Below are 21,313 nucleotides of genomic sequence, written 5' to 3'. Positions count from 1 at the left end.
ATCAGAAATCGCCTTAATTAAATTGTGCGCAATCTTTTTTCTGTATTGTAACGGATCTGACGCGTTCTGTCAACCGGCTCAGTTTTCTTCCCTGTAAATACATCCGAAGATGCCTCGTTTTCCGTTATTCTTTACCTTCTGCAGATTCTGGCCCGATGCGCGGAGCATGTGCCTCAGCATCTCATTGGACTCGCAGTATGCGGTGACATATCCCACGCTTGCGCTCAGTTTCTGCTCCGTGCCGGGAACCGTCATGCTCTCGAGACCGGACTGATACGCCGCGATGCTCTGTTCAAATGATCCCGGCAGATAATCACCGATTATTAAAAACTCGTCGCTTCCGTACCGGTAAATGTTCATCTCCTGAAATGACTTCCGAAGGAGCTGTGCGTAATCGCGGAGCGCGGCATCTCCGGCATCGTGTCCGCACTGATCGTTGATTCTGCGGAACTCGTCGATATCGAACCGGCCGATCACCAGCGTTCTTCCCGGGAAGCCATTGAAATCCTCCCGCAGTCCGAAACGGTTGTTCAGTCCCGTCAGCTCATCCGTCATGGATTCCTGATATACTTTATTGTAATTTCGCACTTCCTGATCGCAGTCCGAGAAACCGACGATCATCCGGGTCACCTCGCCGTTTATCTCCTTCATCCGGACGGCACGGAATTTTGTAAAAAATCCGCTGCTGGACTCAAAAATGTAATCGTAGGTCGGGATCTCCGAAAGACGTTTTGCCATATAATCCAGCTGACTGTATTTGGCAAAGGTCTTCTGATAACGGCCGGAGACCATATATCGGGTAAATGCTCGGCACACCTTGTCATAATCGCCCTCGTTGATAAGGTCCACCAGAATCTGCGGCGAATTGTCATAGATCTTATACGGTTTGATTTTCCGCTCCTTCACATCGATTTCAATCACCGTAAAGTACTCGTGGGCGAGGGCCGACGATTTCTCCGACTCCGGACTGTTCGTTTCCGAACGGTCCATATACTCTTCAACCCGGTCGGTAATATCATTCAGCAGAATAAAAAACTGTCCCGATCCCCGATACGGTTCCCGGAGCTGCGCCAGCTTGATGCGCCCGTCTTTCCGGAAGGTCCATCCCACTTTTTCTTCATCCGCTGCCACATTGCCCAGTGTGACCAGAAAATCCTCCGGCTTCTCTTCCGACAGTCCGGTCTCCAGACAGATGCGTCTTGTCGAGGCTCGGAACGACGCTTTGACGCGGACCGGCTCTTCGCCGCGGTGATCTTCCACCAGCACCACATCCGCCGGTCCGTCGATATAGATCATTTCCTCAAACAGATCCGTAATTACGGTTCCGATGATTCTCTCAAACAGCATCTCCGTGGAGTTGTTTTCATTCTGCACCAGCAGGATCACGTCGCCGGTATCGGGATCCTCCGTCATCATAAAATCGGTGTGAATATTGATCCATCCGCCGCGGCACCGGTAACGCAGGTTTGTCTGGAGCGTCCGCTTTCCGGACTGGTAATAGGTGAGAAGCCGACTTCTCGAATACTTCTGCGCGTTCCGGCGGTCTTCATCGTTGAACATCCGCGACATCACAAATTCAAAATGGTCTTCGTACGTGTGCGTCTTCTCTTCTCCGTCCGGGATATAACGGATCCCGTCATATTTCAAAACCGGCACGCTCTTACTCAGATTGAAATACAGATACCCTTTATACCCCGGCTCCGTCAGATCTTTTCCGTTGGTCTCGCCCTCACACATAAAATGCTCGAACGCGGCTCTTCTGGCCTGATATCCGCCCAGAACCTGATCATTGTCCGCCAGAAAGACGTAAAAGACAAAACCGAAATCCGGATCGTCCGTCAGACGGCCGAAGGCATCCAGCTGCCGCATGGTGCCGTTTTTGGTGTGCACACGAAAAACCACATGATCATAATTCCGTTTCCCGGTGTCAATCTGTCCCCAGATGCCTTTTTCCGCGCGGTAACGGTCTTCCTCAAAGATTCCGCCGATAAAGCTTTTCCCGGTGAGTTTCAGGAGTTCTTCCATGGAAAAGCAGCCGTAGATCTCCATGGCTCTCCGGTTTGCATACACAATCTCACTGGAATCATCCGCGCGGAATATGATCATTCCGCCGGGAATATTTTCCATCCATTCTTCGATATTCTTTCTCATTCGCTCTCTTCCTTCCGGTATTTTTCCCGTACCTCATCAAACGGGATCGGCCGTCCGAAAATGTATCCCTGCATCAGCCGTGCGCCCATCTCCGAAATCAGCTCTTTTTGCTCTTCTGTCTCAATACCTTCCACCAGCGTCACGATGCCGAGTGCCTCTACCAACTCGATCAGATGCCTCAGGATCGTACGGCTCTTTTCTTCATCGGCCAGATTCTTCACAAACTGCATATCGAATTTCACCGTATCGAAATGAAATTCCCGCAGAAGATTCAGCGACGAGTAACCGCTTCCGAAATCATCCATCCATACTTTGAATCCAAGCCTGTGGAACCGGATCAGCGATTCACGGATCCGCGCATTGGCGATGGCAAATGCACTCTCCGTCACCTCAATCATAATCCGGCTGCGCGGAATATTCGCGGAGTCCAGAATGGCGGTGATTTCCTGCGGCATATCTTTCGCCGAAAAGTCCATTCTTGAGAGGTTGACGCTGACCGGATTCTTCGGAAACCCTTCCCGATCCCCCGCCAGCATATCCTCCGCTACGCGGCGGACAACATACAGATCCAGTTCGGTGATATATCCGTTGTCTTCGAGAAGAGGAATAATCACCCCAGGGGAAATGAGTCCGCGCTCCGGGTTCATCCAGCGAACCAGTGCTTCCATATAGACGATCTCTCCGGTGCGGCTGTCGACAATCGGCTGATAATAAACTTCAAATTCGCGGGCAGCGATCGCCTCATGAAAGCGGTTCAGCAGATGCTGCGTGAGTTCATGCTCCGTCCGGAGTTGTTCGTCGTAAACCCGTACCGGCTGTGCCTTGGTCGCTCTCTGCTGTGCAAGCGCCGCGCGGTCACAGGCCATCGTGACGGAATCATTTTCCGCTATGCGGTACATTCCGATCGTAATCACAATCGGATGCCCCGATGTTCCCAGAACCGGATGTTCCCGCAGATGATCGATCGCCAGCTCCACCATATTCTGATGCGCAAATACATAAAAATGATCTTCCTCAAACCGCGCGGTAAGACAGCCCGGAAATTCCTCCGACAGGCGTTTTCCGACCTCAATCAGAAGCTGATTTCCCTCGTGGTATCCGTTCTGTTCGTTATAACTGCGCATTTGGGAGATATCAAAGGCGGCGATCACAAGAGGGCTGGGATTGACCGGACGGACTTTTTTCTCCACCGATTTTTCCGTAAATTCTGTCGCCGGAATTCCGTCCCGCTCCCCGACTTCACAGATTTCCGCCCGGATAAATGACGCTTTCCGCGCCATAATCAGCTTCGACACATTCAGCAGAAAAAAACGCCGGTTCAGCAGCCCGGTCAGTTCATCGGTCTCGGAATACCGGATCATCTCCAGATGATTCCGGATCATCTTAAAACGGCTGTCGAGAATAATAATCTGTGCTCCGAGCGAGAGGAAATAGGCCTGCATGGCATGCAGAAAATCCCCGCGGAATACAGAATCCGCCTTGCAGATCCGGCTCAGTCCGATAAACAGAAGTGTCCACAGGCTCATCACGCCGATCGCCTTCCCTGGCCGGTCAAGAACAAACGGCGGAAGGGCAATGAGATAGAGAAGGAACGTGATGGCCTGATAATCGGGATCGAGAACCGTTCCGCTCAGGATCGTGATCAGATAGACCGGGGCCTGAACCAGATAGATCAGTGTCGTTCCGCCGGTATAATGAGCCAGCGAAGCGGCCTTCGAGATCATCAGAACAGCACAGTAATACACCAGCAGAATGATTCCGATCTGTTGGGCGTAAGTCTGCCGGGTCATGATCATATGGGCCAGAATATTGAATATGCTTGCCGGAATTCCAATCAGCGGAATCAGGGAAACCGCGCGGAGATTGATCCGGTTGATCTCATCCGCGTAGTACAGCGGATTCTTCCGCATTTCCTCTTCTATCTTGAAAAACATGTCTCATTCTCCCATCTGAAAGGTGCAGACCGTTGAAACCAAAGACTGCAGTTCCTTTCAGGTGACAATTGTTTCCGAAAATATACATCATTATTATTTCGGCAAAATCGGGAAAGAATATAACTTTTCCCGCCTTTTCCCACGCCGCCCGCCATATTTGCGGTATTCCTATTCGGTCTTATTCATGTTAAACTGTACTTTGCGTCATGAATGACGAATGCGGATTAATCGCCTGCAAAACGAACAGGGAAATTTCATTTCCTTCCCACCGGAAAACATGCATACACTGCGTATAGAGAAGAGATGCGAATCACAATATGGAGGAACATATGAAGAAAATCAAGATCGGAATGCTCGGGATCGGCAATATCGGCCAGGGAACCTACCGCACGCTTGAGATGAGCCGTGCCAGGATCGAGGAGACGACAGGTCTCGATCTCGAAATCACGAAAATCCTGAACCGTCATCCGGAACGCGACCGCGGGATCGACATTCCCCGGGAAAAATATGTCACCGACATCCACGAGATCATTGATGATCCGGAGATCGACATCGTTGTCGAACTGATCGGCGGCATCGAGCCGGCTACCACCTTCATGGCGGATGCTCTTCGAGCCGGAAAACATGTTGTCACGGCAAACAAGGCAGCCATCGCGGCAAACGGCGAACTTCTCCAGAAACTCGCCCATGAAAACCACCTCATGCTGCGCTTTGAGGCCAGCGTTGCCGGCGGGATTCCGATTCTGAATGCCGTCACCACCGCGCTGATTTCCAACGAGTTCAGTGAAGTTCAGGGAATCCTGAACGGAACGACCAACTACATTCTGACCAAGATGACCGAGAACGGTCAGGCTTACGCCGACGCCCTCCGGGATGCGCAGGCAAAAGGCTTTGCCGAGACGGACCCGACAGCCGATGTCGAGGGACTGGATGCCGCCAACAAGCTCAGCATTCTGATCTCTCTTCTGTTCGGAATCGGAGTGGCACCGGATCAGATCCCGACCCGCGGAATCACGACCGTCACCAGCGAAGACATCGCATTTGCCCGTGAATTCGGTTACCGGATCAAGCTTCTCGGCTCTGCCCGCGCCCGGGACGGCGAAGTGACCTGCCATGTCGAACCGAGCCTTGTCCCGGAAGACCATCCGCTCGCTAACGTCAACAACGAATTCAACGCCGTATACGTGACCGGAAATGCCGTCGATAAACTGATGTTTTACGGAAGAGGCGCAGGCCCCCTTCCGACGGGAAGCGCAGTAATGGGCGACATTATCAGCATTGCCCGCAAGATCGAGAAAAATGCCGCCTACGACCTGCTCCCGCATCTGCGTTACGATGCCGGTCTCTCCTTTGCCGGTGAGGGAAAAAATCCGTATTACATCCGCGTCACGGCGCCGGATCACCCGGGTGTTCTCGGACAGATCACGTCAACCTTCGGCGTTTACGGCGTCGGGATCCGCACCATGATGCAGCGGGCTGTTTCCTCTCACAGCGATACCGTACCGCTGATCTTTATTGTCTACGCGATCGAGAAAAACATTCTCAGCACCGCGCTGGACGTCCTTGTCGGCAACGGTTCGGTTCTCCGGGTTGACAACGTTCTCCGCGTTCTGGATTCATAACGTGTCGAAACACGTTTCGCGGGTTTCGAGCGTTTCGCGGCAGTCGCCAGGGACTCACCGGGGTGCGGACTTTGGCGAGTTAGCCATAGAACAAAGTCCGCAAGCGGACTTCGGCTCCCCCATCCCCTTAGTCCTGAGGGGAGCCCCGCGGACTTTGCGCGCCGCCGCTGGTCACCGTTAGGTGACAGCTTCCTTACAGCGGCGTGCGCATCCTCGCGGAGCGTTCTTGTTGCATAGGGAATTTCGGAGAAATTTCCTATGCAACAAGAAAAGATGGTATTCCTCCGCCGCTCACGGCAGCGGGGAATACCATCTTTTTTTTGTGGAGCACTTAGAAAGGTCTTTTTCGAGCTTTGTGCGCACCATGGAAAACTACCTGGCGAGGTGTTTCCGAGCCTGGTAGTTTTGCTTTTCTGTTTATCCCATGTTTTCCGGAAGCTGTGTCAGCCGCCCGGAAGTTTTAATCTTCGAAGCGAAGCTTACTCCTCAGGAGGTCGTCGATTTCATTCAGCTCCTCCGGAAGCTTTCCCTCATCCTTTGCACGGCGAAAATCAGCGAGATAACCGTTATCGACTGTACTCTCTTCCGGGATCAGATCGCTGCGGATATCCTTCGGCATGTGAAGCACCGCAACCAGACCACGGAACACCTCTCCGAGCTTATACGCAAGTTCCTTCTGGGACAGGTGTGTCACGCCACAGGCAACCATAACAGCAATACCGTGAACATAAATCGCCAGATTGCGATATACAAAGACTGCATTGTCACGATCTACACCGTAGCGGTTTACAAAACATTCCATCAGATCGCGCGCATACTCCGCAGTCAGCAGATATTCGTCCATATTGGCAGAATCGGTCGGATTCATAAACAGGATCCGGAACAGATTCGGTTCTTCCTCCGCAAAACGAACATACTCCATCGCAAATGCCTTCAACGGAAGGTTCGTCGAGAGAGCTCTGTCCTGGTAGGAACGGTATATCATCAGTGCCTGCTCATGAGCTGCCTCACGAATCTCATCGATGGTCTTAAACTCATTAAACAGCGGATAAGTCGACATTTCCAACTCCGCCGCAAGTTTTTTTGCCGTGATGGAGTTCGGGCCGTCTCTGCGGATAATGTCTACCGCAGCATTGATAATATCCTGTTTGCTGTGTTTTCCTCTCTTGGAGAGTCTTCCGCGCGTTACACCGGTTAGTGCCATAATTTTTTCCACCTTAATTATAATTCTTTTGAGTGAATAGCCTGCTCAACTGCATATTCTACCATAAATTATTTCAACTGTGTGGAAAATTTATCAATTAGAGTTTTTTTTCTGGATTCTACCCTGAAATTCTAAGCCTGATCTTCCTCCGGGGCCTGCGGTTTTGCCCGCTCTTTGTCCGGATCCTGTGGTTTTCCCTGCCCGTTATCCGGGGCCTGCGGTTTCTCCTGCCCTTTCTCCAGGACCTGTGGTTTTCCCTGCCCGCTATCCGGATCCTGCGTTTTTCCCTCCTGCTTCGCTCGAGCGAATGGGGCCGTCTTCTCTTTCTTTCCTTTATCCCGGTTCCATCGGATTGTCCGATAGACTGCCGTAATCAGAATCATACCGATCGGAATGAGCCAGATCAGCGTTGCAATCGCGCCGAGGAACATTTTGGCTCCCTCCAGAAACGTCTCCAGGGTATCGCGGAACGTATTCTTCATGATTCTCTCCGCCATCTCACCGGTCGTCTCCTCATGAATGATCTTACTGCACTCGAGGGCAATCTGTACCGTCGTCGCATCGATGCGCGAATTCAGAGAATTCATCTGGGCCTTATAGGACTCGAGATCCGAGATCGCCCGGGTCAGCTGCTCCTCTACCTTTAAAAGTGTTTCCGTATCCTCCGCCTTCTCAAGATAGGACTGCAGCCGGTCCACTTCCGTCTGTTTTGCCTTAAGACGCGCTTCCACATCGACATAATGCTGTGTGACGTCCTCCGTGCGGTCATCAATCCGGCTGACATTCATTCCCTGATCGCGGACCCCCGCAAGGAATCCATCCACTTCATCCTTCGGAATTTTAACCGTAATGGATCCGCCCGCATTGTACTTGCTGTAAGACATACTGCGGTCGGTCACGCTTCCGTGATACTGCTTTGTAATCTCCACAATCCGGTCCGCCGTCTCGTTAAGCTTCGAGTCGTCCTCCAGGCTCACCGTCAGATCCACCGTGCGGATCCGCTTTGTGACGTCCTGATCCGGTGTGTCCATTCCGTTCCCGCCGTCATTCATGCGGACCGGTTCTTCCGCTCCTTCCGCATCCATCATGACTTCCGGCGCCTCCGCCCGGTCTGATCCCGCGGTGCCAAAACCGTTCTTATAAGAAGCGCCATCCGTCCTCATCGCCGAGACAGATACATCCGAGGTCTTTCCCATGGGACCGGACACATTCTTTGCGCCGCAGCCGACCAGGACGGCAAATCCCGCCGCCAGAAAAATCACACGAAGATCTTTTCCTGTTTTTTTCCTTTTTACGGAATGTTTCCCGGTTCCGGAATTGCACCCGCAGCCGGAAACGGAATCGAATTCTGTTTTATATTCTTTCTTCATATGCAGCCTCCCGTATATGTTCGGATCTTTGTTGTCCTTTCACCTGATATACAGCCAAAACTGCCGAAATGTTGCAGTGCGGAAAAAGATTCTTTATTTCTGTCGTTATGGTTTGTCTTCGTTACGGATTCCCGCTATCTGTTTTCCGTTTGGATTTATTTGTTCAGACCGCTTCGCGCTCCCCTTCGGTCATGTCCGGTCTCACGGTAATATCTCGTCTTCGCCTCATACATCCGCCGTTCCGCTTCGACACGAAGATTTTTCAGCGTGGGATCGGATAACTCCTCCGCCGCGACAAAACCGACTGAGATCGAAAGCTTCTGCCCGCAGGATCCGGTCCACTTTTCGCAGTCCTCGCGGATGCGGTCAAATACCGCCTGCCGTTCCTCCCCGCGGATGTGCCCGATCGCCGCAAACTCATCGCCCCCGACACGGAATACATTTCCGTACGGTTCCATGATAGAATTCAGATAATTTGCAGCGGATATGATCAGCTCGTCTCCGGCTTCATGCCCCATAGTGTCATTGACCTGTTTCAGTTCATTCAGGTCCGCTGAAAGAAAAACAAAATCTCCGGAAACCGGATCCGTTCCGATCTGCGCCACCGCCTCATCAAACGATCTCCGGTTTTTAATCCCCGTGGTATTGTCGATGTGTGCCATGCGGTCGAGATCCCGGCGTTTCTTCCGGTTGCTCACGATATAGACGATTCCGCCGATCACCAGTCCCACCAGCAGCAGCGCGCCGGCAAATGTGACATAAATGTTGGCGTAGACGAATTCCTCAAAAGAATAATCATTCTTTTTTCCAATGTATTTGTATGTTGACGTAACCGCGTAATTATCCGGCAGACTGGTAATTCCCCGCTCAAGGAGAGACAAAAGCTGCGTTTCTCCGCGCTTCACCGCCATACAGATATTTCTGCCCTCCGGAAGCGGAATAGACTGCATATCGCGGTAGCGGAACAAGTTCATCACAGCGTCCTTCCGAAGTTCGTTGATCGCTATGGAGTCCGCTTCACCGCTCTTTACCATATCAAATCCATTGTAGATGTCATCACAGAACACAATCTCCGCATTCGGGAAGTTCCGCCGCGTGTATTCCTCCTGAAAACGATTTCCGCGAATGACCGCAATCCGGTTCTTGACGCGCTCATCGTATGCCCCGTCAAACACAAGGAACATCGATGTCTTAATCATCTCCGAGCTCAGAAAAATGTCGTCTTTCTCTGCCTGAGCCATATTATTCTCAATCGGAAATGCCACATCGATCTCATCGCGGTTCAGAGCATCAATCATCTCCTGCGTGGATCTGTATGCCCGGTAAATCGGCGAAACGCGTTTTTCTAGCCGCAGCTGCGTCAGCATCTGCTGAACCAGATCGGTGAGAATCCCCTGCGCATTTCCGTTCCTGTCCGTTCCGGTAAAGGGCATATAGTTGTCATAGTAGCCGATCCGGATTCTCGGATTGCGTTTCACGAAAGTGTCTTCTTCCCGCGAGAGAAGCCGGCTGACCGCATTGCCTCTATAGTATTTTTCCAGAAGTTCCTTGGTGAATCCCGGCTCGATGGCGGTAATGGAACCCTGAGCCCGGTTCAGATCATCCAAAAGGTCTTTCCGGTTCTTCGAAATCGCAAGATAGTAATCCGAACCGCCGACCAGAGCAATCGGCATCATGTTCATCTCCGGCTTGACCGAAAAATCCGTCGTCACAGTCGCCATGGTTTCATTGGCGTCAAATGCCGCCATGCGTGACCGGTTTCCCGGATAATACCGGATGTCCGCCTCAAAGCCGCCATCCTTGTTCCATCGCTCGAGAAGCCCCTGCTGCAGCGTGTTTTCGTTAACGCCGATGGAGCCTCCTCTCAGGCCTCTCTCCCGCGACGGCGCCAGCGGATCGTCCGCATGAACATAGATATAGTAGCTCTCGGTTCCCATCGGATAATCGGAAAAAAGAGCCTTTTGCTCTCTCTCCGGCGTCTTGGACAGTCCCGGAAGCACATCAATTTCGCCGTTATAGAATTTTCTCGTGATCTCGTCCCATTCGCCGTAGACATACCGGTACTCCCAGTCGGTGTAATAGGAGATTTTCTGAAGGTAATCGTACGCCAGTCCGCTCATCTCGTCGTTGTCTTTTCGTTCCAGAAAATTCGTACTCTCCGTGAAGCCGACCGTCACGATCTTGCGCTGTCTTTCCGCTGCTTTTAACGAGATAGAATTCACACTGCTGAAAAAACAAACCAGCAGCAGCCATAACATCATAAGCATCGTCCGGATGATTCCGGCGATATTCTTATTCCCGCAACATTTCCATCTGTTCATTATTCCATCTCTTCCCCAAAAAAGTTTATCCGATAAACGAACGGAAACCCCATTTGCCCGTATCTCACCAGGATCCCCTCATTCCTGATGGAAGCCCGCCGACTTTGCGTGCCTCCGGTGTTCACCGCATGATGTCTTTTCGCATACATCGGTATGTGCGTTCCCGCAGAGCGGTCTTTGTCATAGGGATTTCCGGAGAAGCTTCCTATGACAGAAAAAGACACAGAGACATTGCCTCTGTGCCCATATGTGAATCACAACAGACTCTGTCAATCTAATATTACCACAGTATCGACAGAATCACCATAAAATGGTTTCCATTGTGTGACTATTATATTACGATTTCATAAATGCGCGAATCATTTCCGTCATCTGCTTCTCACTGACCCCCTGCTCATCGTCAATCGACCACGAGAAGGTTCCGTCAGACCAAACCGCGAGATATGCTTTGTCCCCGTTCATTTTGACTATGATATCGTTGACGCCGTCCACGGCAATCTTTTTTTCGCTCTCAAACCGGTTGTAATTTCCCGAACAGTCGCCCTCCGCAGAGGATTTACGAAAAATCATGCGTCTCTGATCTCCATCGTAATACTCAATCTGTGCCAGATTCCCGGTAATGGTGGAATACTCCTTTCGGGTGTAACGGATCGGAAGCTTCTCCGGATCCGGCACAGAGAAGCCGAGTTCCTGTTCCATTTCCACCGGATTTTGGTATTCTGTGTGCTCCCAGACCGCCATCACACGGTTTTCTCCCCCTGCTTTTTCCGCTTCTTCGACTGCTCCGGAATCGCTGCCTTTGAGACGCGCATTCCCGCCCGGCATCATTTCCGCTTCGCGGGCCATCGCGGCGTCATCTGCGGACTTCGTCATCGGGTTTCTTGCTCCCCGGGGATCCACCACAGCCAGGATCGCACATGCGGCCGCAAGAGAAACAAGAATCGGAAGAATTCTTCTCCGCTTCACAGACGGAAGTACAGAAAGCGTTTCTTCCGAATCCTGTTTTTCTTCTGTTTTCTCTGCATACACCTCGTTTTGTCCGGTACGGCCGGTTTCCCCGATATGCTTTTTTACATTCTTCATCACGCGGGCCCGCATCGCTTCATCGACCTTCACGTGGTCCATCATCTCATTATATCTCGCCAAAGTCGTACTCCTCCTTCAACACGGTTTTGAGCCGTTCTCTTGCACGCCGCAGATCCGACCGCACCGTCGATTCCTTTCGCCCAAGAATCTGAGCAATCTCAGCAGTCTGATAACCTTCCTGATAAAACAGATGCAGAACTTCCGCCGATTTCGTCTGAAGTTTCTTTACCGCCTCCCAGAGAAATGTCAAATCTTCTCTGGATTCCGCGGCCAGCTCTTCATTCAGTTCGTCGGATTCCCGTCTTTTGTTATACTCAATCCGATTCTTTGCAAGGTTCGCGGCCGTTCGCAGAAGATATGCCTTCTCATGATTTTCCCCCTCAAATTCGGGGTCCGCATCTATCACACGAATCAGCGTCTCCTGCAGGATATCTTCCGCATCTGCCATGTTATGCAGATACGAATACGCCATCCGAAGAATCGAATTCCCGTAACGGTCCATATATCGTTCCGCCCGGTCCGATGCCGTCATCTTCATCTCATCCATTAATCCTTTCTCCATTCCAGTATACTGTCGGATCTATTGTATCATTCCGGATCCGTTTCATCCTATATACAGGTAAAAATACGAAAATGTGGCAGATGCTTTCCGTACTTTTATCGGAGCAGCATCCGCTGCCGGACTCTTCGCGCCGCTGGTCACCGCAAGGCGACAGATTCCTTGGCGAAGCTCTTAGCGACACATATTTCACTTAGCGGCTTTGCCGCTTAGTGAAATAGCGTGCTGCGGCTGGTCTTTTCGAGCTTAGTGCGTGCCATGGAAATTCACTTAGCGACACATATTTCACTTAGCAGCTTTGCCGCTTAGTGAAATAGTGTGCTGCGGCTGGTTTTCTCGAGCTTAGTGAATTTGCTTACAGCGGCGTGCACATCCTCGCGGAGCGTTTTTTCATGTCATAAGGAAGTGTGAATCATTTTCCTGTGAATCGAGTAGGAGGGGGTGATTAGCCCCCGTCCTCTCACACCACCGTGCGTACCGTTCGGTACACGGCGGTTTCAATAGTTGACGTGCACTGACTGGTACGCGATGGCTAAATCACAAAAGCCTGAACGTATCAGTCTTTCTTTTGACAACGCTCTTTTCACCGTTGTCGTGTTGACCGTTCTCCAGTAGCCTTTCCGGCTGTTTGCCGCCATGTTAGCAAAGTACTCGGGTATCCCAAGACTGATGAGATGCCGTTTCTTCGTCCTTGGCAGTTTCCACTGCTTCCAGATGCACATGCGGATCCTTCGGTACAGCCAACCGTTGAGGTCATCGATCTGGTTCTTCATGCTTGCAATCCCGTAGTAGTTCATCCACCCTCTGACATAGACCTTGATATTCTCAAGACTTGGTCTGATGCTCTGACAGCGTCTACGGGAAGAGTATTCGCGCAGGTGGTCTTTGAACTTCTTCATCGACTTCGGATGAACGCGGACATATATGCCCTTTCCGTTCTTCCCCAACGCAAAGCCGAGATACTTAAAATTTTGGATTGCAAACACGCTGACAACGCGGCTTTTCTCCTGATTCACCTTCAGTTTCAAAGTTCCCTCAAGATACTTCGTGCTCGTCTCCAAAAGCCTCTTTGCGGCTCGTTCACTCTTCGCCAACAGGACGATATCGTCCGCGTAGCGGATGCACGGAACTCCCCGTTTCAGATACTCCTGATCGAACTCATTGAGGTAGACGTTCGCCAGCAGAGGGGAAAGGTTTCCTCCCTGTGGTGATCCCTCCTCAGTGTCGATGACCACTCCGTTTTCCATAACACCACTTCTGAGGTACCTCTTTACCATCTGAATGACCCGCTCGTCCCTGATCTCTTTCCGCAGAAGGTTCACAAGAATCTCGTGGTTGAGGGTGTCGAAATATTTCGATAGATCGAGACTTACCGCATGGGTGTAGTCCTGTTCCGCATACTCCTTCACCTTCAGAATGGCGTCTTTGGCGCTCCGTCCCGGTCGGTAGCCGAAACTTCCATCCGAGAACAGCGGTTCAAAGATCGGTATCATCTGTTGGGCCATGGCCTGTTGGATGGTACGGTCTGTGACGGTGGGTATGCCAAGCTTGCGCACTCCACCGTCCGGCTTCGGGATCTCCACTCGTCTGACCGGATTCGGCGTGTACTTGCCGCGTCTAATCCTGTCGACTAATTCGTGGTTGTGTCCCTTCAGCCACTGAAGCGTCTCGTCTATGGTCATCCCGTCGACTCCCGGCGCTCCCTTGTTTGCCTTCACTCTCTTAAAAGCTCTGTTAAGGTTGCCCTTTTCCAGTATCTTCTCCAAAAGATCCGGCTGTGCACTGTCCCTTTCCTTCCATATCCGGTTGAATGAGCGATGCGCTCTCACATACCCTTTGTGTTCCGCACTATCTCTTTGTGAGCAGCCATCATTGCTGATGTTTTCTGCATCCATGTGCGCATTCCTCCTTTCTCGGTCGTATTAAAGACTCCTACTGATTCGGCCCTTCGCCTCTCGGCTACTATGACCTCTGCTGACTTCTGCATGCTCAGCGTCGCCTCGTTTCCCTTGTGCGGCGTTTACTCCTTTCGGGGCGTTCCATGCAGATCTCCCCGGGTACCGACACGTTTCTTTCCCTCCATCTACCTGCCTCATCTATCCCGCATGATTCCGTGTAGTTATTGGGCTTTGGCTTGTACGGCAGTCTTACCCTCATGCGTGACCTCATATGTGGTTTCTGTTCGTCAGGCCAGAGGTTTGCCCGTGGTTAGTCTGTTCCCACATCCGGCTTCCTTCAGATCCCGCCTCGCGGCGGACACCCTTGCCTTCGGCTGTATCCTTCCCACTACCGGGCGGATTCGGGACTTTCACCCGTTAGAAACGTGCGCCGCCGGGCGCACCATAAAAAGATGGCCCGCATGCGGACACACCGCACACGAGCCACCTTTGGGTGGTGTATTCAGTTCTGTCGGTTCGTAATCTCCGACCGGATTATCCGCTCCGCAGGGCCTCTATTCCGGTCGGCCGGTGAGCATTCTCATCCTTCTTTCCGACTGTGTTTTCTGCGGATAACCCAATATGCGCCGAGCGCTGCTGCGGAAAGTGCGCTGATCGCCTCCCACATGAACATCTGACGGTCATCGCCGGTCTGCGGAGATGCTCCATCCATCGGTACCGGAGTGCTGATTCCGGTTGCCGGTGCCATCGGTACAGCGCCGGTAATCTCTGTCAGCGGTTCTGATTCTGCCGCAGTCTCCGCCGCACTCTGCGGAATTGCCGGCTGAACAACGCTGAGACTGATGTGATTGCTGCCTCCGCGGGAGCCACTGCTGTGGGAGCTGCCGCTGCCGGAAGAACCACTGCCGGAAGAGCCGCTGCCGTTGGGAGAACTGCCGCCGTTTCCGCCGCTCTCCGGAACTGCCGGTGTTATCGTCGCCGGCTCCTCACTCGCATTGGTCGGTTCCTCTGCCGGGTCCGTCGATCCCTCACTCGGGCTTGTCGGTTCCTCACTCGGGCTTGTCGGTTCCTCACTCGGATTTGTCGGCTCCTCACTCGGGTTTGTCGGTTCCTCACTCGGGTTTGTCGGCTCCTCACTCGGGTTTGTCGGCTCCTCACTCGGGTTTGTCGGCTCCTCACTCGGATTTGTCGGCTCCTCACTCGGGCTTGTCGGCTCCTCCGGCTTCTCATACTCGAAGAGATATCCGTCGTAATGATAAGAATCCTTCTGCCGTTTCAGAACATACCCGACAAAATAAAGTCCGCTCTCCATCTCATCCGAAGGAGAACCATCCGCCTTTGAAACATAGTATTCCTCGTTTGTGGGCAGGATCACCTTACCATTCTCATCCTTGATCACTTTCCAGTAGATCCATGTGTTGCAGGCCGGATTCTCATCCGGTTTCAGGGAGATACCCTTTCCGGATGTCTCATTCTTGATCTTCTGACCATTTACGGTGAGATCAACACCCTTGTTCAGGTGATCATACTGGAAAACTTCCTTTGCAACCGCTGATCCGTTTTCGACCGCCTCGGTGGCAATGGCATATTTCACATACTGGCGGTAGAGGATGTATGGGATATCCCGCCGCTCATCCTGATCCAACTCATTATGCAGGTGAATGAAATGAGACGTCGGTCTTCCCACAACGTTACCGTTCTCGTCATACTCCCGATCATTTAAATACGCATATTCTGTCGAATTTTCCTTTGTTGTCTGCGCAGAGAAAAATGTCTTCTGAGCCACCAGCAGCGAATCCGCCCATTTTTTGAAATTCTCTGCTACAGCCTTTGCGGCATTCGCCTCATTCAATTCCTTTTCTGCACTCTGCAGTCTTGCCTCTGCATCTTCAATCTTTTTCTGAAGTTCATTCAGATTAAGTGCGGATGCCTGAAGAAGACTCTCCCCGGTCACCGCAGAGTTCAGAAGATTCCGATTCTGCTCTTTATTCAGTTTTGCACGGATTTCGTCAAGTTCTTCCTTTGTCTCATCATAGCGACTCTTTGCCGCGTCCGCACGGTCACGGATTCCCTGCATGGGCTTTTCCAGTGCATCCAGAACCTTCTGCTGCGCGGTGACATTGCTCAGGATCGATGCGACGTTGGCATCCACCGCAGCAGCGACTGCCTCGCCGGCTGCTGACTTCGCATCGGAATACAGTTTCTCCGCATTCTCCATGCTTTTCTGTGAATCAATGATCTTGTCTGCCGCTTTGGTGATTGCATTTTGGGCTTCTGTGCTGTCAAGCGTTTCTGCAGCCTTCGCGATGTCCTCGTTCATCGTTTTCGCGGTTTTCGCATCATATACCCTGATATCCTTTTTCTGTGCAGCTTCTTCCGCGCTCACCGCATCCGCCTGGAACACGAATTTTCCGTTCTCATTCTCCACATAACGTCCGGTCAGGCCATATTTTTCAGCCATCCGGTTATATGTGTCCACGGAGTCTTTCAGATTTTTCCTGGAGCGATCCACAACCTTCTTGATGTCTGACACTGCGGATACCGCCGCGGCCGCCGCGGTATTTGCCTCATCTACCGCATCGTGGACCGCCTGCGCCTTAGCCAGCGCTTCCTCGCCCTTTTCCGCTGCTTTTGTCAGATCAACCGTATCGGTATCAACCGAGAGTGCCTTATCCAGCGCTTCTTTGGTCTTTTCGGCTGCTTCTCTGGCATCATCGGCTTTTTTCTTTGCGTACTCATCCACCATGAGTTCTGTTTTTTCGGAACCGGACTCTTCACGGTTCTCTACATGGTCGGACGTCTCTACTTTCGCTCCGCCAACCGTTGTCCCATTCGCCGTAATCACAACCTGATCGGCTTTTTTCGCTGTTTCTTTGTCGACTGTCTCCTGATCCTTTTGTACATTCTCATTATGCACGTTCACCGCGGAACAGACCGCTTTCGCTTCTTCCGCCGTATCGAGAGTCTCCGGCAGTTTCTCCTTAAGATCTTCTACGGCATCCACCAGTTCGGAAGCAGTCTCCGCATCCTCTGCCGCTTTCTGATATGCTTCGCTTATCACCGGTGTTACCTTTTCGGCATTTATTTCGGCAGTTTTCTTTTCCGCCGCCGCATTTTCCTCTTCAATGGCTTTCTGTTCTTCTTCCGTGAATGCCGGTTCCTCGTTCAATACCGGTTCCTCGATCTTCTCATATCCGGTATTGCCGGTCTTCTCATTCAGACTCTCCTGCTTTTCTTTCGCGTTGTCTGCTTTTTCCGGATCGGCCACATCCGAGGAGGCCGGAGCATTCTCTCCGTTCTTCTCCGGATTCGATTCTGCATTCTTCGCTTCTTCCGACTCCCCCTCATTCGATTTATGGTCGGATTCTTCCGCATGATTCTCTGCCGCAGCATCCGCTAAAACCGTAGCCGGATTAACTGCTGTCAGTGTCCCTGCGAGAACCGTCATGACGACGCGATTCAGCGCCTTCTTAGCCTTTTTCATATTTTATGCCCCCAAATAGTTGTTATTTTCTGAATTGTCGTTTCTTTTCTTGCAAACAGTTATAGGATAATACTCATTATTTTATATGTAAACCTTTTCTATCAAGATTTTTTTATTATGACTTTTATTATGATTATTTTGCTTTTTCATTTCCATCGACCGGTTTCACGTTTCTTTTTCCGACTTACCATCGTCTTTGGTGCTCTGTTCTCATTAATGCAGAAAGTCCTGCCGGATACCTCTTCCGACAGGACTGACTTTCAAAAACGGTATGCTGTTTTCCCGATGTTGCTTTATTTCATTCGTCAGGCTTCTCTCTTCCGTTTTACGGCATAATATCCTCCGAGAAGAACGGCATCGACAAGCGCGGCCATAATCCACAGATTTCCATAGGATTCATCCCCTGTCTGCGGAGCCGAAACTCCTGCCGGTTTCTCCGGCACAACGGGAGTAAATGCTTCCGGAATCTCCGGAATGATCATATCCATCGCCGGATCATCCTGCGGATCCGCCTCATTTGCTGACATCGGCATAAACGGAGTCAGCGTTTTTCCGGACGAATGACCGCCGTTGCTGTGAGAACTTCCGCCGTTGCCGATCCTCCGTGAGGATATTCCTGCGGTACGGCCGGCGTCACCGGTTTTTCACTCGGGACTGTCGGCTCCTCACTCGGATCTACCGGATCTTCACTCGGGACTACCGGCTCTTCGCTCGGAACTGTCGGCTCCTCACTCGGATCTACCGGATCTTCACTCGGAGCTACCGGCTCCTCACTCGGAAGTGTCGGCTCTTCGCTCGGAACTGTCGGCTCTTCGCTCGGAACTGTCGGATCCTCACTCGGATCTACCGGATCTTCACTCGGATATGTCGGCTCCTCACTCGGATCTACCGGATCTTCACTCGGATCTACCGGCTCCTCACTTGGGGCTTCCGGCGCCTCGCTCGGGACTACCGGCTCTTCCGGCATCTCCGGAACGATCGGTTCTTCCGGCAGCTCAGTTTCCGTACCTTTGACGGCCATGTGAACCTCTCCGGTATGTTTGATGGTGCTTCCCACGATCCGTCCGCTCTGGACATCTCCTCCCGCTTCAACCTGCGCAAGCGGTGCAAGGATATTTCCCGACCAGAGATTGAGTTTCAGAACACCGTCGAAACTTCCGAAATTCCATGTGAGACAGGCCGCCCTGCCATCATAACCCTGAAATCGGTTAATCTCACCTCCGTGGGAGAGATCAAGCACCTTGGTGTTGTTCTGTGAATCAACGATCACATCCCTTGCGTCAATCACCACATTGATCAGGATATTCACCAGATTGTCGTTCTTTTTGATCAGACTGTTCAGAGTTTCCTTGATCACGTTGGTCTTTTCCGCTGATCCGCCGCAGGCAAGAAAACCGGCGCCAACCGTAACGGCAAGAATGGAATCGTTACCCAGTCTCTCCTTGTCTTCCAGAAGCTCCGCGGTTTTCCGGAGTTTGGTCAGATCCTCCTCCGCGGAGGACTCCTCTTTCATCGAATCGATGAGTTTCTGTCCCGCCTGACCGATCTTCTCCAGGTTTTCGTCAAACTTCATGACGTCTTTCAGGTTCTTAAATCGATTATCGCTGTCCGTCAGTTCTTTCAGCGCCTCATCCCGGAGTTCACCGTTCTCATTCAGCATTTCATCCTGAATTACGACAGCGCTGAAATGATTTGCCGCTCCGCTCTCTTCATTCACTGCATGAGATGCGTTCTCTCCGAGCACAATCTTGGAATTATTGGACTGAGGCTGCTGTTCCTCACCGTCCTTTTTCCACTGTCCGGCGTTGGAACAGGAGGTGATCTGAACGCCCTCCGAGGCGCTGCCGATATAAGAATACCCGTTTCGGGCATAATCGATATCTACCTCTCTCTGTTCCTTTTCCCCGACCGTATTCGCAGCATACTGACCTTCTTTATTCATAACACAGGTGCTGGCGTCCAAATGCTCTACTGCAATGTTGCCGTCCTCATGTCCGATGGTTCCCTTCAGTTCCTTTCCGTAAACGGCGAAGTCCGAAGTGACATTCTGTGCATTCATGAACTCTCTGATATTCTCAGACTCCTTTGAATTGGAATCCAGTTCCCGAAGTTCTCCGTCTTTATCGATGGTCATCGTGGTCTTTTCCCGGTAATCATCCGCGTTCGTCATCTTTTTCTCTGCATGATCCTCGCCGGTCTGTTCCGTCGTTTCTCCCGCCTTGGCGTCATCCCCTGAATCAGAAGACCGGTTTCCGTTCGCCTCATCCGGGTTGTGATCGGATTCTCCGTCCGTTGCAGAGGATTCTGTTTCCGGATCCGTTTTGCCGCTTTCGGCGCTCGGCTCCTTCGCATCCTCAGCAGTATCCTGTCCGGAAATGCTGTTGCTGCTCTCCATGTCTTCTGTTTCTGAAGCAGCGCCTCCCTCGCGCTCCATACCGGAAGCTGTATCCGCAAGAGTGACTGCCGGATTCCCCAATGCAAGAGTTCCGGAAAGGATTGAAACCATTACGCGATGAAACTTTGCCTTACCACTTTTTTTCATACTTCTTCTTTCCGAGCAAAATAAATCATATTATCTGCTCCAGTTGAATTTTTATGACTCTTATTTTTGCGACGTGGGCAAGAATAACACCTTTTATGGTTCGCGTAAACTCTTTTATTGAAATATGATTTTGATTGTGATTAGACATGGACAGGTCTTCTGTCCGTCATCTGAATACCGATGATGGTCACCGGAAAATGGATGAAATCCGAAATGATTTTCAAAAAAAATAATCTTTTTTATTTTATTTCTAAAAGTGTGATACTTTTGTGAAGATCACTATGTTATCGTATGACCATACCTCCGGTGCTTGCAGGAAAAAAAATTCTTTAGCCATGCTTTTTCCACCCAAAAAAGCGCTCCACCTATTTTTTCCACCATTCTTTCCCACCGCGGCATGGAGGTTTTTAAAAAGTTATGAAAGCTCTGGCAGTTTTCCCCCAAGTAAAACTGCTGGAGCTTTTTTTATGCTATCACAAAGCGTTGACACTCCACACGACTAAAGTCGTGGGATTCTTGTTTCGACGACCACTACGTTGCTGCTAGAGCTTTAGTTTTACACGGTCTCCACAAGCGTAAATTCCCGTATGCCCTACGGTACTGTTTATATTTTAGGCTATTGATAGCCCTTTATTTAGTATGTTTATGCTTGCGTTAGTGTCCCTATCATGCTTTGTATGGCACTGAGGGCACTCCCAACTACGTATAGCCAGATTCTTAATGAGTGGATTTTTATATCCGCAACAGCTACAGGTTTGACTGCTTGGATACATAGTAGGTACACGCACAATTTCGCTACCATACCACACAGCTTTATATTCAAGCATCGTAAAGAATTTACTCCATGAAGCACTTGCTATAGATTTAGCAAGTTTATGGTTACGTATCATTCCCTTAATGTTAAGGTCTTCTATGCAGATAGTTTGGTTTTCGCTAACAAGCATAGTTGATTGTTTTTGAAGGAAATCATTACGCTGATTGGTTATCTTCTCATGAACTTTAGCTACACGGATACGTTGTTTATTACGGTTGTTAGAACCTTTTTGCTTACGTGACAATCTGCGCTGTTCACGAATGAGTTTGTGCATAGACTTTTCAAGGTATTTAGGATTATTTACAACATTACCATTACTGTCAGAGTA

At 51.0% G+C, this 21,313-nt stretch carries 13 protein-coding genes; 1 reads left to right on the top strand and 12 read right to left on the bottom strand.

Annotation, left to right across the window (positions count from 1 at the left end; all coding sequences use genetic code 11):
* Window positions 1-78: 78 nt before the first annotated feature.
* Window positions 79-2,151 carry a sensor domain-containing diguanylate cyclase gene (locus BR86_RS0102020; protein ID WP_031471342.1) on the bottom strand — a complete coding sequence of 691 codons (2,073 nt, stop codon included), beginning with the start codon at window positions 2,149-2,151 and terminating at the stop codon, window positions 79-81.
* The gene (locus BR86_RS0102015) at window positions 2,148-4,085 is read right to left on the bottom strand and encodes a GGDEF domain-containing phosphodiesterase (protein ID WP_031471341.1); all 1,938 of its coding nucleotides are present in this window, start codon (window positions 4,083-4,085) and stop codon (window positions 2,148-2,150) included. The genes BR86_RS0102020 and BR86_RS0102015 overlap by 4 nt, the downstream gene beginning before the upstream one ends.
* 329 nt (window positions 4,086-4,414) lie before the next feature.
* Between BR86_RS0102015 and BR86_RS0102010 the strand changes: the two genes are divergently transcribed.
* On the top strand, window positions 4,415-5,707 hold the full coding sequence (locus BR86_RS0102010; protein ID WP_031471340.1) for a homoserine dehydrogenase: 1,293 nt from the start codon (window positions 4,415-4,417) through the stop codon (window positions 5,705-5,707).
* Between the two features lie 460 nt (window positions 5,708-6,167).
* On the opposite strand, the gene BR86_RS0102005 is transcribed toward BR86_RS0102010, so the two are convergent.
* The 10 genes from BR86_RS0102005 to BR86_RS0101945 form a co-directional block, all read right to left on the bottom strand.
* A complete protein-coding gene (locus tag BR86_RS0102005) occupies window positions 6,168-6,911 on the bottom strand; it encodes a TetR/AcrR family transcriptional regulator (protein ID WP_075034401.1) in 744 nt (247 codons plus the stop codon).
* Window positions 6,912-7,042: 131 nt separating this feature from the next.
* A complete protein-coding gene (locus BR86_RS0102000; RefSeq protein WP_031471338.1) occupies window positions 7,043-8,281 on the bottom strand; it encodes a DUF4349 domain-containing protein in 1,239 nt (412 codons plus the stop codon).
* Window positions 8,282-8,436: 155 nt separating this feature from the next.
* Window positions 8,437-10,602, bottom strand: coding sequence for a transporter substrate-binding domain-containing diguanylate cyclase (locus BR86_RS0101995; protein WP_031471337.1), 2,166 nt, complete (start codon window positions 10,600-10,602; stop codon window positions 8,437-8,439).
* A gap of 336 nt (window positions 10,603-10,938) precedes the next feature.
* On the bottom strand, window positions 10,939-11,748 hold the full coding sequence (locus tag BR86_RS0101985) for a hypothetical protein (protein WP_031471336.1): 810 nt from the start codon (window positions 11,746-11,748) through the stop codon (window positions 10,939-10,941).
* A complete protein-coding gene (locus BR86_RS0101980) occupies window positions 11,735-12,235 on the bottom strand; it encodes an RNA polymerase sigma factor (RefSeq protein ID WP_242841547.1) in 501 nt (166 codons plus the stop codon). Before BR86_RS0101980 ends, BR86_RS0101985 begins: the two co-directional genes overlap by 14 nt.
* A 509-nt stretch (window positions 12,236-12,744) precedes the next feature.
* Window positions 12,745-14,142, bottom strand: a complete 1,398-nt coding sequence (ltrA, locus tag BR86_RS0101975) for a group II intron reverse transcriptase/maturase (RefSeq protein WP_031471334.1) — start codon at window positions 14,140-14,142, stop codon at window positions 12,745-12,747.
* Window positions 14,143-14,725: 583 nt separating this feature from the next.
* Entirely contained in the window at window positions 14,726-17,629 is a 2,904-nt protein-coding gene (locus BR86_RS14975) for a hypothetical protein (RefSeq protein ID WP_051684519.1), read from the bottom strand.
* A gap of 305 nt (window positions 17,630-17,934) precedes the next feature.
* Window positions 17,935-18,162, bottom strand: a complete 228-nt coding sequence (locus tag BR86_RS0101965) for an LPXTG cell wall anchor domain-containing protein (RefSeq protein ID WP_031471332.1) — start codon at window positions 18,160-18,162, stop codon at window positions 17,935-17,937.
* An 8-nt stretch (window positions 18,163-18,170) separates the two neighbouring features.
* Entirely contained in the window at window positions 18,171-20,171 is a 2,001-nt protein-coding gene (locus BR86_RS14970; protein WP_051684518.1) for a collagen-binding domain-containing protein, read from the bottom strand.
* Between the two features lie 611 nt (window positions 20,172-20,782).
* On the bottom strand, window positions 20,783-21,313 hold a 531-nt coding region (locus BR86_RS0101945), incomplete at its 5' end, for an RNA-guided endonuclease TnpB family protein (RefSeq protein WP_031471330.1).

Origin of the sequence: [Clostridium] aminophilum DSM 10710, assembly GCF_000711825.1 — a bacterium.
Classification (GTDB): domain Bacteria; phylum Bacillota; class Clostridia; order Lachnospirales; family Lachnospiraceae; genus Clostridium_R; species Clostridium_R aminophilum.
Note: the sequence above shows the minus strand (reverse complement) of the source record. Positions and strands in the feature narration are given on the sequence as shown.

Coding starts and splice junctions, on each gene's coding strand:
- BR86_RS0102005 (WP_075034401.1), bottom strand. CDS start 6,911: ATGGCACTAACCGGTGTAACGCGCGGAAGACTCTCCAAGAGAGGAAAA.
- ltrA (WP_031471334.1), bottom strand. CDS start 14,142: ATGGATGCAGAAAACATCAGCAATGATGGCTGCTCACAAAGAGATAGT.
- BR86_RS0101965 (WP_031471332.1), bottom strand. CDS start 18,162: ATGCCGATGTCAGCAAATGAGGCGGATCCGCAGGATGATCCGGCGATG.
- BR86_RS0101995 (WP_031471337.1), bottom strand. CDS start 10,602: ATGAACAGATGGAAATGTTGCGGGAATAAGAATATCGCCGGAATCATC.
- BR86_RS0102020 (WP_031471342.1), bottom strand. CDS start 2,151: ATGAGAAAGAATATCGAAGAATGGATGGAAAATATTCCCGGCGGAATG.
- BR86_RS0102010 (WP_031471340.1), top strand. CDS start 4,415: ATGAAGAAAATCAAGATCGGAATGCTCGGGATCGGCAATATCGGCCAG.
- BR86_RS0101980 (WP_242841547.1), bottom strand. CDS start 12,235: ATGGATGAGATGAAGATGACGGCATCGGACCGGGCGGAACGATATATG.
- BR86_RS0102015 (WP_031471341.1), bottom strand. CDS start 4,085: ATGTTTTTCAAGATAGAAGAGGAAATGCGGAAGAATCCGCTGTACTAC.
- BR86_RS0102000 (WP_031471338.1), bottom strand. CDS start 8,281: ATGAAGAAAGAATATAAAACAGAATTCGATTCCGTTTCCGGCTGCGGG.
- BR86_RS14975 (WP_051684519.1), bottom strand. CDS start 17,629: ATGAAAAAGGCTAAGAAGGCGCTGAATCGCGTCGTCATGACGGTTCTC.
- BR86_RS14970 (WP_051684518.1), bottom strand. CDS start 20,171: ATGAAAAAAAGTGGTAAGGCAAAGTTTCATCGCGTAATGGTTTCAATC.